The following is a 15,701-nucleotide window of genomic DNA, read 5'->3' on the forward strand; positions in this document are numbered from 1 at the left end:
TCGTGCGTTTCAAGGGGCTCATTTTCCAACTGGCGGCCACGGCATTGAGCCTGGCTCTCGTGGGCGCGGCGCCACCGGCAGCCAAGCCGAACGCGGCCAAGTCGCCGGCTGAATCGGTGTTGCTGGACACTTTGGCGAAGGAGTTGGACCGCAACTTCCAGGCCTTGAAAGCGAAGGCTGATCCTGCACCTTACTTCATCTCCTACAGTGTGACGGACGAGGAGAGCAGCGGCCTGACGGCGTCGCTGGGCGCTATCCAGACGAAGGGTGTCTCCCGCCGGCGGTTTCTTGATTGTTCGGTGCGGGTTGGTTCTCCAGAACTGGACAACTATCACCTGCTGGAGGGTGACCGGCCGCGATTTGCGGCGGCAGCCAGTATTCCAGTGGAAGACAAGCCGGATGCGATCGCGCGCCTGGCCTGGCGGGAAACTGATCGGGCCTGGCGGGCGGCGGCGGAGCGATATCTGCGGGTGCGCAGTTCTTCCCAGGTGAAATCCGGCCAGGAGAAGGCGGCTCCTGATTTCTCCGCGGAGCAGGCGGTCACCGCTGTGCAGTCGGTACCTCGCTATAAGTTTTCTGTTGAAGAGTGGACGCCTCGCATAAAGCGCATCTCCAACGAATTTGGACAGTATGGCGGTGTGCTCCGTTCGGAGGTCAATCTGGCCTTCCGGCGGGAAGTGCGGACGTTTGTATCGTCGGAAGGCAGCCGGATTCAGCACGGCCGCAATTTCTACCGGATTTTCATTACAGCGCGAGCCAAGTCTTACGACGGCAACGATCTGGTGACGACCGACAGTTTTGAAGCGGATGACCCGGCCCATTTGCCGAAGGACGACGTCCTGTTGGCCTCGGTACGCAAGATGGCCGACGATCTGGCAAAACTGCTGAGAGCGGCGCCGGCAGATCCGTACGTTGGACCGGCTATCCTCTCCGGACGTGCGGCCGGCGTGTTCTTCCACGAGATCTTTGGCCACCGGGTGGAAGGCCACCGGCAGCGGGACGAGACGGAAGGGCAGACGTTCTCCAGTTCAGTTGGAAAGCCGGTGCTGCCTGAGTTCCTGTCAGTGCGCTTTGACGCGACCAAGACCTCCATCGACAAGACCGACCTGAACGGCTGGTATGCCTTCGACGATGAAGGTGTGGCGGCGCAACCGGTCCAATTGGTGGACAAGGGCATCCTGAAGACCTTCCTGATGTCGCGGACGCCCATTCCAGGCTTCGCGAAGTCGAACGGGCACGGGCGGAGGCAGCCCGGCCTGGAAGTGGTTTCGAGGCAATCGAACCTGTTCGTGGACTCGACGAACCAGGTCTCGGATGCCGAACTCAAGAAGATGCTGATCGCCGAACTGGTGAAGCAGAAGAAACCGTACGGATTGTATTTCGAGCAGGTAACAGGCGGCTACACGACGACGCGGCGCCAGGGTTTGCAGGCCTTCACGGTGATTCCGCTGGTAGTCTACCGGGTCTACGCCGACGGCCGGCCGGACGAAATGGTGCGTGGAGCGGACATTGTGGGTACGCCACTGGCTAGCTTTGCGAAGATCCTGGCGACGTCCAACCGCAGCGAAGTGTTCAACGGCTACTGTGGGGCGGAGTCGGGGAGTGTTCCGGTGGCTGCTGTTTCGCCTGCGCTGCTGGTTTCCGAGATCGAGATTCAACGCAAAGCCGGGGGGAAGGATCTTCCGCCCCTACTACCGCGGCCCCGAACCGACTTGAGCCAGGCTGGGCCGGAGGTGATCCGATGATTACGCGGAGAGGATGGCTCTGGACGGGGTTGGCGGCCTCATCCCGGCTGCTTGCGCCGAAGGCATTGGCACAGGATAAGCCGGCGACTGGAGCGAATGACCCGGAACTGGCGGCGCGCCAAGCCAAGCTGAATGCGGCATTGGCGGCGGATCCGGTTCTGCGAGCGATTGTGCAGGAGTTATCCCGGGCAAGGACTCTCCGGACGATGGGTGAGTCGATCTACTACGCGGATGTGGCATTGGACGATGCCGACTCGTTCACTGTCTCGGCGATGCTGGGTGCGTTGTTCGAGCCCAATCGCGCGAAGCTGCGGCCGATGCGGGTTCAGGTTCGGGTGGGCACTCCGCAGATGGACAACTCGAACTCCATCTTCACGGATTACTATTCGGGCACGCGCTATGACGACAGTTCACTGCCGTTGGACAACGATCCCATTGCGCTGCGGACCCAGATCTGGCTGGCGCTGGATCGCATGTACAAGACCGCGGCGGAGGCGATTGGCCGGAAACAAGCCGCCCTGCGCGGGGTGACCGTGGCCGAGCCGTTGAACGATTTCTGGCCTGCGCCGACGCGGTTACTGTTTGAAGAACCCAGGCGGATCAAAGTAGACGATGACGCCTGGAGCAATCGGGTGAAAGCCCTGTCTGCCATCTTCCTGAAGTACCCGGGCATCACCTCTTCCAGCGTCGATTTCGAGACATCGCAGGGAAACACATACCTGGTCAACACAGAATCGACGGTGGTGCGGGTGAATGACCGGATCGCGTACGTGCGTGTGCGGGGCTCGCAACAGTGTCCGGATGGCATGGCGGTTTATGACGGAGCTTGCGTCACGGCGCTGGATCCGGGCAGGATGCCGGCGGAACCGGAACTACGCGCGACGGTGGAAGAGGTTGCGAAGAATCTGAGCACGATTGCCGCGGCCCCGGTGGGCGAATCGTACACGGGGCCGGTGTTGTTCTCGGGCCAGGCGGCGGCGCAAGTCTTCGCTGAAGTGTTCAGCTATCAGCTGTGTCCGCAGCGCCGGCCGGTGACTGAGCCGGGGCGATCGTATCCGATGGCGGCGACCGAGTTGGAGAGCCGTTTGGGTTCGCGGGTGCTTCCGGAGTGGATGGACATGGTGGATGATGCCACCCTGCAGGAATACAAGAAGCGTCCCATGGTGGGGCACTACGCCACGGATTTGGAAGGGGTCGCGCCAGAGCCGGTGACTGTCGTCGAGAAGGGTGTCCTGAAGACTCTGCTGACGACGCGGACGCCGATTCGCGGGCTGACGAAGACGAACGGCCACGCACGGCTGCCTGGCGGTTTCGGCGCCAAGACGGCGCGGACTTCGAACCTGTTCGTGAAGGCTTCGAAGAGCGAGAGCGAAAGTGCCCTGAAGGCGCGGCTGCTTGAGATGGTCAAGACGCAGGGCAAGCCGTACGGGATGCTTGTCAAAAAGATGGACTTCCCGTCCGCGGGTTCGGCCGACGAGTTGAGGCGTACGATCATGCGGGCTAGCCGCTCGGGTGCCGGTGGGCGGCCGGTGTCCTCCCCTGTGATGGTCTACAAGGTATTCCCGGATGGCCGGGAGGAACTGCTGCGCGGGATGCGGTTCCGGTCCCTGGGGACGAGAGCGTTTCGCGATATCGTGGCGGCGGGCAGTGAAGAATATCAGTTCGACTGGCTCGAGAATGGGGCGCCGATGGCTTTGATGGGTGCCGGCAATTTTGTTGTCGGAGCATCCGTAGTGGCGCCGCCGGTGCTGTTTGAAGAACTGGAGTTGGAGCCCAATACGGACGACCTGCCGAAGCCGCCGATTGTGCCGCCTCCGCCGCTGACGACCAATTGACCCGTCTTTTGGCTTGATCCCGCCACGCGCCGCGATGCGGCCGTGCGCGATATGGTGTAGTTGCTATTGGATCAAGGTGCGCGCCATCTTCCAAGTTCCGGCACGGCTTGCGGTGTTCCCCGTTTGCTGCGTGGTAGCGCTGGCCCAACCGCCCTCCAACCCTCCGCCTCCGCTGACCGTAGCAGACTGCATCCACAAGGCTTTGGCCGTGCCTTCTGCCGCCAGTGTAGCTCGCAAAGAGCGCGAGATCGCTTCGCTGGAAGTGAGGCAGGCGCGCGTGGGGCTGTTGCCGCAGTCGGAGATCACGTCGAGCTACCAGTACAACAGTCCGAGCCGGCTCGACCGTTCGACCATGAGCTTTGTAGCCCTGAACGGTATACGTGAATTCACGGCACTCGTCAACGTGATTCAGGAGATCGATACGTCCGGCCGGTTGAGGGCCAGCCTGGCCCGGGCGCGGGCCACGCGAGACGAGGCTTCCGCCTCGGTGGAGATGGCGGAGCGCGATCTGCGGAAGGCAGTTGCAGAGGCCTACTACCGGACGCTGCTGGCACGGCACATTGAAGCCGCGCTGAAGACCTCGCTGGGCGAGAGCGAGGCGTTCGAGCAGCGGGTAAATCTGTTGTGGAAGGGCGGGGAAGCGGCGCGCGCCGATGTAGTGAAAGCTTCCGCGCAGACAGCGTTCCTGCGGCAAGCGGCGGATACAGCTCAATTGGCGGCGCGCCTGGCGAATCAGGAACTGGCTTCGTTCTGGACAGAAGACGTGGCGGCCTTCGTACCGCTGGCCGATGTGCTGGACGACCCGCTGCCCTTGCCGGACAGCGGCGCACCGGCGGATGCCGCCTATATGCGGCGGCCCGAGTTCAAGCTCTATGACGCGCAGTTGCATGGGTTTCGGGCGGACTCGAGGATCGCGAAGTCGAACCTATATCCCAGGTTGAGCGGGCTATTTCAATTTGGCGTCGACTCGGTGAGTCCCACTTGGCAGGACCGAGGCTACCTGGCCGGGGGTTCGCTGACGATTCCAGTGTTTGACTGGTTCCGGTCGTTGAGTTTGGCGCGGCAGTTCCAGGCGCGCGCGGCGCAGGTGCAGGATAGCCGCAGCCAGGCCCAGCGAGCCTTCTCAGCCGAGTACGAGTCGGCGCTGTTGCGGGTGAAGCAGCTGTTCGGGCAGGTGGAGATGACTCGCCAGCAGGTAGCCCTGTCGGAAGAGGACCGGAAGCTGAGCCAGGTTCGATATGAGGGCGGTGAGGGCGCGGCGCTGGACGTGGTTACCGCCGAGAATCAATTGGCGCAGGCGCGGACAAATCTGTATTCGGCGATTGCGTCGTACCTGACGGCACGTCTGGAACTGGAGGTCGCAGCCGGGCGATGAGACGCACCAGGGATGGACGAAACAAGACCTCGATCCTGCTGGTCGTGCTGGCGGTGGGCGCTGCTGCCTGCTCTAAGCACGAAGAGGAAGAGGCGGTCAAACCGCTTGTGCAGGTAAGCGTAGTGCAAGTGGAGCGCGCCAACCTTGCCGTCAGCGTACAAGCGCCAGCGTCAGTCTTTGCGCGGGAGCAGGCGAACCTGGCCGCGCGTTTGACGGCCCCTATTCGCGAATTGCGGGTACACAAGGGTGACATGGTGGCGGCTGGGCAGGTGCTGGCCCGGTTGGATGACCGGGACCTGAAGGCCCAGAGGGACGAGGCGGCGGCGGCTGTGGCGGATGCCCAGGCGACACTGGAGAAAACCACGGGCTCGACGCTACCGACGGACATCGAGCGGGCCCGTGGGCAGGTGGCGACCGCGCAAGCGGCTTTGAACCAGGCCCAGAAGTTCTACGACCGGCGCAGGCAATTGTATGAGCAAGGCGCAATTCCGCAGCGTGACCTTGTGATGGCCGAGACGGACCTGGCTCAGGCGAAGACGGCCTACGAAGTTGCCCAGAAGTCGCGGGCGCTGCTGGAAGGGCAGTCGAAGGAGCGCGATATCACGATTGCGCGCAGCCGGTTGGAGCAGGCGAAAGCGCATCTCACTTTGGTGGAGACGCAACTGCAGTTCGCCGAGATCCGGTCTCCCTTTGGTGGTTTTGTGGTGGAGCAGTTTGTGTTTCCCGGTGACATGGCGAAGCCCGACACGCCGATGTTCACTGTGGCAGACCTGTCGACGGCGGTGGCCCGGGCGCAGGTGCCGGCCGGCAGCGCGGGCGGGTTGAAGGTGGGGCAGCGCTGTGTCTTCACGGCGTCCGACCGGCCGGAGCAGAAGATGGATGGCCGGATCACGGTGGTGAATCAGGCGGTGGATGCAGCGCGGCGCACTGTGGAGACATGGTGCGAGATTTCGAACGGCAAGCATGCGTTGAAGGCCGGGGAGTTTGGCGGACTGTCGGTGGTGACGGGCCAATTGGAGCAGATACCCTGGGTGCCGTTGAAGGCAGTTCAGTTCGAGGAGGGCACCCGCAAGGGGATGGTTCTGGTGGTGGAGCAGAAGAAGGCCAAGTGGCGCGAGGTGGAGACCGGGCCGACGATTGAGGGCAAAGTGCCGATTCTCTCGGGCCTGAAGGGTGGGGAGATCGTCATAGTAGACGGCGGGTACGGTCTTGTCGACGATACGGCCGTGGAAATCGTGGCGCCGAAGGCCGACAAACCATGACCAGATCGCTGGCCGGCTTTGTGGAAGCGCATGGCCGGGCGATGCTGCTGATTGTGCTGAGCTTCGCCGTGGCTGGGGTGTTCTTCGCCTTTCAACTGCCGGTAGCGATTTTCCCGCAGACTGATTTTCCGCGCATTGTAATTCTGGTGGACAACGGAATTGCTCCGGTAGACGTGCAGATGCTGACCGTGACCAGGCCCATTGAGGAGGCCGTGCGGATCGTGCCCGGCATCTCGACGATCCGGTCGACGACGGCGCGCGGGTCCACTGAAATCAGTGTCTTCTTTCGCTGGGATGTAGACATTCTGAATGCGCTGCACCTGGTGCAGGGGCGAATCGCGCAGATTACGCCATCCCTGCCGCCGGGGTGCCGGTTCTACATCAACCGGCTGACATTCTCAGTGTTTCCGATGTTGGGCTACAGCATCACTTCGCCCTCGCGGTCGCAGTCGGAGCTTTGGGACCTGGCCTACTACAACCTGGCGCCGCGGCTGTATAACCTGCCGGGCGTGGCGGAGACGCGCATTGTTGGAGGGCGGCCGCCGGAATACCACGTGCTGGTGGATCCCCAGAAGCTGAACAGCTACAACATGCCGCTGACGAAGGTGACTGAGGCGATCCGTTCGTCCAATATCATCACGGCCGCCGGTATGCTGCAGGAGAACTACCATCTCTACCTGACAACGGTCACGGGCCTGCTGCGGTCGAAGGAGCAAATCGAGGACACGGTGGTGGACATGGTGCGCGGCACTCCGGTGACCGTGAAGAATATCGCGAGTGTCGTGCTGGGCGAGCGGCCTGTCTATAACATCGTGACGGCTGACGGGCGGCCGGCGGTCCTGATCAACGTGCTGCAGCAGCCGGACGGGAATGCGGTGGAGATTGCGGACGCGGTGAAACGGGAGTTTGCGAGCATCCGCAAAACGCTGCCGCCGGATATCCTGGTGAACACGTTCTACGATCAGTCGCTGCTGGTGCGCGATTCCATCAGCGGGGTAGTAGAGAGCATCCTGATCGGGCTGGCGCTGTCTGTCGCGGTGCTGGTGGGCTTCCTGAAGAGCTGGCGGACGACGCTGGTGGCCTCGATCGTGATCCCCATCGCGGTGCTGATCGCCATCGTCTGCATGCGGCTGTTCCACATGAGCTTCAACCTGATGACCCTGGGTGGACTGGCGGCGTGCATCGGTGTGGTAATCGACGACGCGATTGTGATGGTGGAGAACATCATCGTGCACCTGTCGATGGGGCTGACGCCCGCGGCGGCGGCGCGCAGCGCGATTGAGGAACTGACTCCGGCGCTGATCGGCTCGACGTTGACCCCGATAATGGTGTTCCTGCCGCTCGTGTTTCTGGGCGGGATCACGGCGGTGTTCTTCCGGGCGCTGGCGATGACGATGGTGACGGCCCTGCTGGCGTCGCTCTTCATCGCGATCTTCTTCACTCCGGTGCTGGCGACATGGTTACTCAAGAAACGGGAAGGTGAGGCCGTCGCGGATCAGGAGCAAGCCGAGCAGGCGGGCGAGGGGCGCTGGCTGCGTTGGCTGACGGTGCGGTATGAAGCGTCGCTGCACTGGGCACTGGAGCACGGCGGCATAGTCATGCTGGCCGCGGTGGTGATCCTCGCCAGCACGGTGGGGCTGTACTACCAGCTTGGCTCCGGATTCCTGCCGGAGATGGATGAGGGGGCGTTCGTACTGGACTATATTACGCCCCCGGGCACGTCCCTGCAGGAGAGCGACCGGATGCTGCTCCATATTGAGAAGTTCCTTCGGGAGACGCCGGAGGTGGAGAGTTATTCGCGGCGAACCGGCGCACGGTTGGCTCTGGCGATTGCTGAGCCGAATACCGGAGATTTTCTCATCCGGTTGAAGAGGGACAGGAAGCGGTCGCTGGAGGAGGTGACCAGCGAACTGCGGCGCAAGATCACGACGGCGGAACCCGCAATCGAGGTGGAGTTTCCGCACATCCTGGAGGACCTGGTGGGTGACCTGGCGTGGTCGCCGCAACCCATCGAGATCAAGATCCATCACGACGACGACAAGGTCTATAAAGACATCGCGAAGCGCGTGGAAGAGTGGCTGCCGAAGGTGAAGGGTGTCGTCGATATCGTGAACCGCACGGTGCCGATCGGGCCGGCGGTGAACTTCCGGGTGGATCTGGAGAAGGCGCAGCGGGCGGGCTTCAAGGTGCAGGATGTGGCGGATCTGGAAGAGGCGATCCTGGATGGGGCGCTGGCGTCGAACATGATTCGAGGCGACCGGCTGATTGGGATCCGTGTGCGGTATCCCCTGAAAGACCGGTCGTCGACAGAGAAACTGGAGGCGCTGCTGCTGACCTCGCCGACCGGGCAGACGGTGCCGTTGTCCTCCATCGCGCACATTGAAACCGAAGAGGCGACGTACGAGATCCTTCGAGAGAATCTGCGCAATCTGTCGGCGGTGACGGCGCGGCTGGAGGGCCGGGACCTGGGCTCGGCGATGGACGAGATTCAGCGGCGTTTGCCGAAGGAGATTGCGTTGCCGGCCGGGACCGATATCGAGTATGGCGGTCTATACAAGATCCAGCAGGAATCGTTCCTGGGGCTGAGCCAGGTGCTGCTGGCGTCGATCCTGCTGATCTTCATCATCCTGGTGTTCGAGTTCCGGTCATTCTCCCATCCCATCGCGATTCTGGCCGCTACGATTCTGTGCGGGTTTGGGGCAATGCTGGCGCTGTTCGTGACGAAGACTACATTGAACATCAGCTCGTTCATGGGCGCGATCATGGTCGTCGGCATCGTGCACAAGAACGGCATCCTGATGCTGGATGCGGAGCAGGAGTTCACGGCGCGCGGGTTCATTTTAAAGGATGCGATTTTCCACGCCGGGCGGCGGCGCTTGCGGCCGATTCTCATGACGGCCCTGGCGACGATCTTTGGGATGCTGCCCCTGGCGCTGGGTGTTGGCTCGGGGGCACAGATGCTGCAGCCCCTAGCGATTGCCGTGATCGGCGGTGTCACCGTGTCGATGGTGTTGTCCCTGCTGGTGACGCCGGTGCTGTTTTACCAACTACGCGGACGCGGGCTGTAGCGGTCACTCATAGCGGAGCGATGTTGCGGGGTCGATGTTGAGCGCACGGCGGACGGGCTCCAGGGTTGCGAGGAAACCAGTGAGGGTGAGGACCAGGACTACCGCGAGGTAGGTGAGCGGATCGTTGGGGTGGAGTCCCGGGACCAGAAACATGCTCAGGGGTTTGGTGACGAACAGGGCCACCGCGAGACCGGCGGCGGAGCCCCAGGCGATGAGCTTGATGGAGTCGCTGAGCAGCATGCCGGAGATGGCGCGCGGATTCGCGCCGATGGCGATGCGGATTCCAATCTCGCGTGTGCGCCGGGCGACAGTGAACGACATCACTCCGTAGAGTCCGACGGCCGCGAGCAGGAGACCAAGCAGGCCGACGGCGCCGAGGAGGCCCGCGCCCACCTGACTGGGGAGAAACGCGAGGCCGATGCTGGAGTAGAGGGTGGCGACCTCAATTCCGGAAGACGGTTCCAGGCGGTGCAGGATGTCGCGGACGGGTGCTAACCGGGTGGCGGGCGGGGTGGACGAGCGCAGGACAAACTGCAGGCGCGGCCTAGGGTTGGTGGACTGGGAAAGCGCCTCATAGAGCTGCGGCGCGGGCTCTTCCCCGATGGTGATGTTTTTGGTGTCGCCAACGACGCCGACAATACGATACTGCGCTTTCCCGTCGTGCCAGAGGAAGGCGGTGCCGACGGCTCCGCTGCCTGGGAAGTAGCGTTCCGCGAAGGTCTTGTTGACGATGACGACCTTCTCACCGGTGCGGTCGGCATCAGCGAAGGTGCGGCCTTGAAGCACCGGGATGCCCATGGCACGGAAATAGCCGGGCGAAACAGCGTTCCAGTGGAAGCTGATGTGTTTCTTCTCCCCAGTGCCTGTTACGCTGATCTCCGTGCCCATGCGGCTCATGTCGGTGAAGGGGACGATGCGTGCCGCGCCCACCGCCTCGATGCCTGGAATCGATTCCAGTTCACTGAGTGCGCGCTGGATGTAGAGAGCCTTGCGCTCGGTTGTTTCATAGGCGTCGGGTGGCAGGAAGACGTCGGCCCGCAAAGTCTGGCGGAGGTCGAATCCGGGGCTGATTGCGGTGGAACGCAGCAGGTTCCGGAGGAAGAGGAAGCCGGTGCTGAGGACGACTACGGAGATGGCCACCTGGGCGGCGACCAGGAGTCGCCTGAGGTGCAGGCGGCGTTCCCGGCGCACGTCCGACGCAATGGAATCCCGCACCGATTGCCAGGCCGGCAGCAGGCCGCAGACCACGGTGGCCACGGCGCCGAGGGCCAGGGAGTAGAAGGCGACCCGCCAGTCCGGCTCGATCTGCAGCCGGATGGGAAGGGGCAGCGGGAGCTGGATGCGGGCCAGCAGGCTGGCGGTGACCTGTGCCAGAAGGAGTCCCAGCAACGCGCCCAGGGTGGAAAGTACCAGGCTCTCCGCCAGCAACTGCTGCAGCAGGCGCGACCGCGATGCGCCCAGCGCGAGGCGGATGCCAATCTCCTGACGGCGAGCCGATGCGCGTGCCAGCAGGAGACTTGCCACATTCACACAGGCAATCAGCAGGACCAGTCCGACCACCACCAGCAGCATGGCGAAGAACAGGCCGATGGTCTGGAGTTGGCGTTCTTCCTGCAGCCGGGCGAAGCCGGCGATGGGAGCCGCTTCGGCGATATGAGCGAAGGGGAAAGGGTGCGGCACAGCCGAGTCCATCCGTACGGAGAGAGCATCGAGGCCGGCGCGGGCTTCACCCAGCGACATGCCGGGCTTCAAGCGGCCATAAGCGGCGAGCACCACGTCAGGTCGTGTGGCCGGCAGATAGACATCGGGGGCGAAGCCAAACCCCAGCAGGGTGCGATGGTTCTCGGGCAGAATGCCGACGACGGTGTAGGACTGCCCTTCGAGATTGATCGTCCGGCCCAGAATCGAGGGGTCGCTGTGGAAGCGGCTGCGCCAGAAATCATAGCGAAGGACGGTGACCCCGGGCGGATCGGTCTCGTTCCAGCCGCGCCCCATTGCCATGGGCACTCCGAGGGCGGTGAAGTAGTTGCGGCTGGTCAGCACCGCGAAGAGCCGGTGAGTTTCCGTGCCGTCATTCCAATTGATAAAGGTCTCTTCGTTCTCTCCGGCCACGGCTTGGAAGAGTCCGCTGTTCTGGAGGTATTCGAGGGTCTGGCGGTCGGCGTGGCTGTTGCCGCCCAGGCGGATGGAGACGAGGGATCGGGCGTCGGTGACAGACGGTTCACTGAACAGGAACTCGACCGCGAGGGAGAAGATGGCCGTGTTCACGCCGATGCCCAGGGCCAGGGAGAGCAGGGCACTGCAGACGAAGCCGGGGCTGCGGCGGAGGCCGCGCAGGGCGTAGACGAGATCGCGGCCAAGGTTCTCGAAGAACGTGAAGCGCCATTGGTCGAGGGCCTGCTCCTGGATGGTCTCGATGCGGCCCAGCGGGATCGGATTGGCATGGACCTGGCTCATCTCGCGATGAAAGGCGAGTTCGGCTTCGAGATCCTGGTGAAGCGTGCGGCGGCGCAGCAGTTTGAGGAAGAAACGGCGCATGGCAGGCTACCTCGCGAGTACTTTCTGAACGGCTTCGGACAGCCGGCTCCAGGTCTCCTGCTGCTCGGCCAGCAGCTTGGCGCCGCGCCTGGTAATGGAGTAATACTTCGCCTTGCGGTTGTTCTCCGAGAGCCCCCATTCGGCGCTGATGGAGCCGTCCAGTTCCAGGCGGTAGAGGGCGGGGTAGAGGGAGCCCTCTTCCACCTTCAGCACTTCGTCGGAAAGCAGGTGAATGGTTTGGGCAATGGCGTAGCCGTGCATGGCTCCGCGCTGGAGGGCATGGAGAATGAGCAGGTCGAGCGTGCCTTGGAGGAGTGTCGGAGTTGCGGATTTGGCCATGCGGCGTTCCCTTTGATGATCTAGGGGAAGTGTGCCGTCTTGCTCCCTAGATTGTCAAGGGGAGGCGGTGAAATGTTACTTTCCGCCTCCGCCGGGCAGGTGGGCTTAGAGGATCCAATCGTGGGGCTGGTAGGGTTCTTCCAGGGCGCTGATGTCCTCGGGGGTGAGTGCTACCTCGAGGGCGGCGATGGCGTCGGTCAGGTGGTGTGGTTTGGTGGCGCCCACGATGACGGAAGAGACGACGGGTTTGTGCAGCAGCCAGGCGAGCGCCACCTGGGCTTGGGGCAGGCCCTTCGCTGCGGAGACCTCGGTGAGGCGCTCGACCACGGCCTGATCGGCGGCCTCGGTGCGGCTGTACAGACGTTGCGAGATGGGATCCGACTGACCGCGTTTGGAGTCGCCGCGTTGCGCCCAGGGGCGGGCGAGACGGCCGCGGGCCAGCGGACTCCAGGGAATGACGCCGATACCGTCGGCGGTGCAGAGAGGGAGAAGTTCGCGCTCCTCTTCGCGGTAGACGAGGTTGACCTGCGGCTGCATGCTGACGAACCGGGTCCAGCCGCGCAGGTCAGCGGCATGAAGCGCCTTGGCGAACTGCCAGGTGCGCATAGTGGAGGCCCCGATGTAGCGGGCCTTGCCGGATTTGACGACGTCGTGGAGGGCTTCCATGGTCTCTTCGATGGGGGTTGTGTCATCCCAGCGGTGGATCTGGTAGAGATCGACGTAATCGGTGCCGAGGCGCTTCAGGCTGGCATCGATCTCAGCGAGGATTGCCTTGCGGGATAGGCCCTGGCCGTTGGGTTCGTCCCTCACTTTGCCGTGGACTTTGGTGGCGATGACCAGTTCATCACGGCGGGCGAAGTCTTTTACCGCGCGCCCCAGGAATTCTTCGCTGCTGCCAGCGGCGTAGACATTCGCGGTGTCGAAGAAGTTGATGCCGGCGTCCAGCGATTGCCGGATGAGCGCACGGCCCTCTTCCTCATTGACCACCCAGGAGTGCCAGCCTTTGCTTGCGTCGCCAAAGCTCATGCAGCCGAGGCAGATGCGGGAGACTTTGAGTCCGGTATTGCCGAGTCTGTTGTATTGCATGTCGGTGTCCTCTCCTGACTTTAGTATGCCTTCCCGCGGGAGCCGGCCGGCGGGTGCTTCCAGTGGAGCCGCCGTTCCAGCTAAGCTCAAATGGTAAGCGCCTTCGTCTGGCATGGGCATTCTCTCACGTACGATCTTTCGCGAAATAGCGTCCAGCGCCCTTTTGGGTGCCTTGATGTTCATATTCGTGCTGTTCCTGCAGAAGGCGGGGCAGCTCTTCACGATCCTTGTCTCCTCGACCACCTCGCCCGAGACTGTGGGCTATTTGTTCCTGCTGCTGCTGCCGGCCACCATGCCGCTCACCATTCCGCTGGGCGTGCTGGTGGGTACGCTGATCGGTCTTTCGCGGATGTCGAGCGACGGCGAGATCACCGCGCTCCGCGCGGCGGGCGTACCCGCCCGGCGGGTGACGCTGCCTGTGACTGCCTTTGCCCTGCTGGCGATGAGCTTCACCGGATATTGCTCGCTGCAATTAACGCCCTGGTGCCAGGCGGAGATGATCCGTGTCATCAATCAGATGGGCGCAGCGCAGTTGACGGCGGAGATCCAGCCACGTGTCTTCGATGAATCGTTCCCGAACAAAATCCTGTATGTCGGGGATGTGCTGACCGGGCAGCCGGTGCACTGGCGCAACCTGTTCATGGCGGATCTCACGCCCCCATCCGAACGCAAGAACAACAGCGGGCAGGAGCGGGGCGAAGGTCCGGTGCTGACGATCGCCTCCGAGGCGCTGGTGGTGCCGGACACGGTGGGCAACCGTCTGCAGCTCTCACTGCGCAATGGCTCCACCTATGAGGCGGCGAAAGACCCTCAGGATTACTACAAGGTTGGGTTCCCCACTGGAGAACAGGCCCTGGAGGCGCGCGAGCGGGGCGAGGTGAAGGCGAAGAACTACACGGCCACGCCGACGCTCGAACTGATGGGTGAGACGAAGAAGTCGCTGGAGGCGCGCATCGAGTTCCACCAGCGGCTGGCGCTGCCGCTGGCCTGTGTCCTGCTGGCGCTCACCGGCATCCCCCTGGGTGTGTCCTCGCGGAAGGGCGGTAAATCGGCCGCTTTCGTCATCACAGTCGTGTTCGCGTTCTTCTACTTCACCATGCTCGTCTCGCTGATCAGCCTGGCGCGGGAGGGGAAGATGCCCGCTGAAATTGCCGTCTGGACTCCCAATGCGCTGTTCGCTGTGGCCGCGCTGGTTCTGCTGTTGCGGCTGGAACTTCCGGGAGACCGGGACCTGTTCGATTCGATCCGCGGGTTTGTGGTGGACCGGTTCCAGGCACTGTCCTCGTTGCGGGAGGGTCCGGCGAAAGGGAATGGGCGATCGCGCCCGCGCTCCACCACCCGGCTATTCCTGCTGCCCCAGGTGATCGACACCTACGTCGTCACCAATTTCCTGTTTTACTTCGCGATGCTGCTCTTCTGCTTTGTGATGCTCACTGAGATCTTCAACTTCTTTGAGCTGCTGGGCGATGTGTTCAAGAACAACATCGCCATCGCGGAATTGTTCCGGTATCTGTTGTTCCTGGCGCCCAAGCTGATTTACGACGCGGCGCCGGTGAGCGTGCTATTCGCCGTTCTGGTCACGTTCGGCGTCATGGCCAAGGCCAACGAGATCACGGCCATGAAGGCCTGTGGTGTCAGCCTCTACCGCCTGGCGGCTCCCGTGCTGGTGGCCTGCCTGTCCCTGTCCGGTGTGCTGTTCGCTTTCGATCACTATGTGGTCACAAACGCCAACCTGATCCAGGACATGCTGCGGAATCACATCAAGGGCAAGCCTGTGCAGACGTACTTGAGCCCCAACCGCAAATGGATCTTCGGGCACGCGTCACGGATTTACTACTACAAGTATTTGAACGAGAACGAGCACGTCCTGGGCGGGGTCAGCGTATATGAACTGGACCCGGCTTCCTTCCGGCTGCGCCGCCACATCTACGCCGAGCGTGCCCTGTGGGAACCTTCACTCAACACGTGGATCTTTCAGAACGGCTGGGTGCGCGATGTGCGCCCTCGTGAGGACTCGTACCGCGACTTTCAGGGCGGCACCGCGACCTTCACTGAGCTGGACGAGTCGCCGGCATGGTTCCTGAAGGAAGTGAAGACCTACAAACAGATGAACTACAGGCAGCTCTCCAGCTATATCGCCGAGCTGCAGCAGTCCGGCTTTAACACCACCCCATTGCAGGTGCAGTACCACAAGAAGTTCAGTGTTCCGCTGTTCGCCCTGGTGATGGCGCTGCTGAGCGTGCCGTTCGCTTTCCTGACCGGCAATCGTGGAGCGATGACAGGGGTCGGCATCTCGATCGGTGTGGCCATCGCCTACTTCGCGATGTCCTACTTCTTTGAGCAACTGGGCAATGTCGGGCAGTTGCCCCCGGAGATTGCCGCGTGGTCCCCCGACGCTGGTTTTGCGCTGGCCGGGATCTATCTGATGACTCGCATGAAGACCTAGGCTGCCC

9 protein-coding genes are annotated in these 15,701 nt (G+C 62.8%); 6 read left to right on the forward strand and 3 right to left on the reverse strand.

The features are described from left to right. The first annotated feature begins 2 nt into the window (after window positions 1-2). The 5 genes from ACR9Y2_RS12850 (at window position 3) to ACR9Y2_RS12870 (ending at window position 9,285) form a co-directional block, all read left to right on the forward strand. Window positions 3-1,745, forward strand: a complete 1,743-nt coding sequence (locus ACR9Y2_RS12850; RefSeq protein ID WP_435041706.1) for a TldD/PmbA family protein — start codon at window positions 3-5, stop codon at window positions 1,743-1,745. Beyond that, the gene (locus ACR9Y2_RS12855) at window positions 1,742-3,580 is read left to right on the forward strand and encodes a metallopeptidase TldD-related protein (protein WP_435041707.1); all 1,839 of its coding nucleotides are present in this window, start codon (window positions 1,742-1,744) and stop codon (window positions 3,578-3,580) included. The genes ACR9Y2_RS12850 and ACR9Y2_RS12855 overlap by 4 nt, the downstream gene beginning before the upstream one ends. Window positions 3,581-3,656: 76 nt before the next feature. Next, complete coding sequence (locus ACR9Y2_RS12860) at window positions 3,657-4,955, forward strand: TolC family protein (protein WP_435041709.1); 1,299 nt, start codon at window positions 3,657-3,659, stop codon at window positions 4,953-4,955. Then, a complete protein-coding gene (locus ACR9Y2_RS12865; RefSeq protein ID WP_435041710.1) occupies window positions 4,952-6,217 on the forward strand; it encodes an efflux RND transporter periplasmic adaptor subunit in 1,266 nt (421 codons plus the stop codon). The genes ACR9Y2_RS12860 and ACR9Y2_RS12865 overlap by 4 nt, the downstream gene beginning before the upstream one ends. Then, window positions 6,214-9,285 carry an efflux RND transporter permease subunit gene (locus ACR9Y2_RS12870; RefSeq protein ID WP_435041711.1) on the forward strand — a complete coding sequence of 1,024 codons (3,072 nt, stop codon included), beginning with the start codon at window positions 6,214-6,216 and terminating at the stop codon, window positions 9,283-9,285. The genes ACR9Y2_RS12865 and ACR9Y2_RS12870 overlap by 4 nt, the downstream gene beginning before the upstream one ends. Before the next feature lie 3 nt (window positions 9,286-9,288). Here ACR9Y2_RS12870 and ACR9Y2_RS12875 read toward each other — a convergent pair whose 3' ends face one another. From ACR9Y2_RS12875 to ACR9Y2_RS12885, 3 genes are all read right to left on the reverse strand, one after another. Next, window positions 9,289-11,823, reverse strand: a complete 2,535-nt coding sequence (locus ACR9Y2_RS12875) for an ADOP family duplicated permease (RefSeq protein ID WP_435041712.1) — start codon at window positions 11,821-11,823, stop codon at window positions 9,289-9,291. A gap of 6 nt (window positions 11,824-11,829) precedes the next feature. Then, window positions 11,830-12,162: a PadR family transcriptional regulator gene (locus ACR9Y2_RS12880; protein ID WP_435041713.1), complete on the reverse strand. Its 333-nt coding sequence runs from the start codon at window positions 12,160-12,162 to the stop codon at window positions 11,830-11,832. A gap of 105 nt (window positions 12,163-12,267) precedes the next feature. After that, window positions 12,268-13,248, reverse strand: coding sequence for an aldo/keto reductase (locus ACR9Y2_RS12885; protein ID WP_435041714.1), 981 nt, complete (start codon window positions 13,246-13,248; stop codon window positions 12,268-12,270). Window positions 13,249-13,360: 112 nt separating this feature from the next. Here ACR9Y2_RS12885 and ACR9Y2_RS12890 point away from each other — a divergent pair, with 112 nt between their 5' ends. Continuing rightward, window positions 13,361-15,694, forward strand: coding sequence for an LptF/LptG family permease (locus ACR9Y2_RS12890; RefSeq protein WP_435041715.1), 2,334 nt, complete (start codon window positions 13,361-13,363; stop codon window positions 15,692-15,694). The last annotated feature ends 7 nt before the right edge of the window (window positions 15,695-15,701 follow it).

Source organism: Paludibaculum fermentans, assembly GCF_051172195.1.
GTDB lineage: Bacteria > Acidobacteriota > Terriglobia > Bryobacterales > Bryobacteraceae > Paludibaculum > Paludibaculum fermentans_A.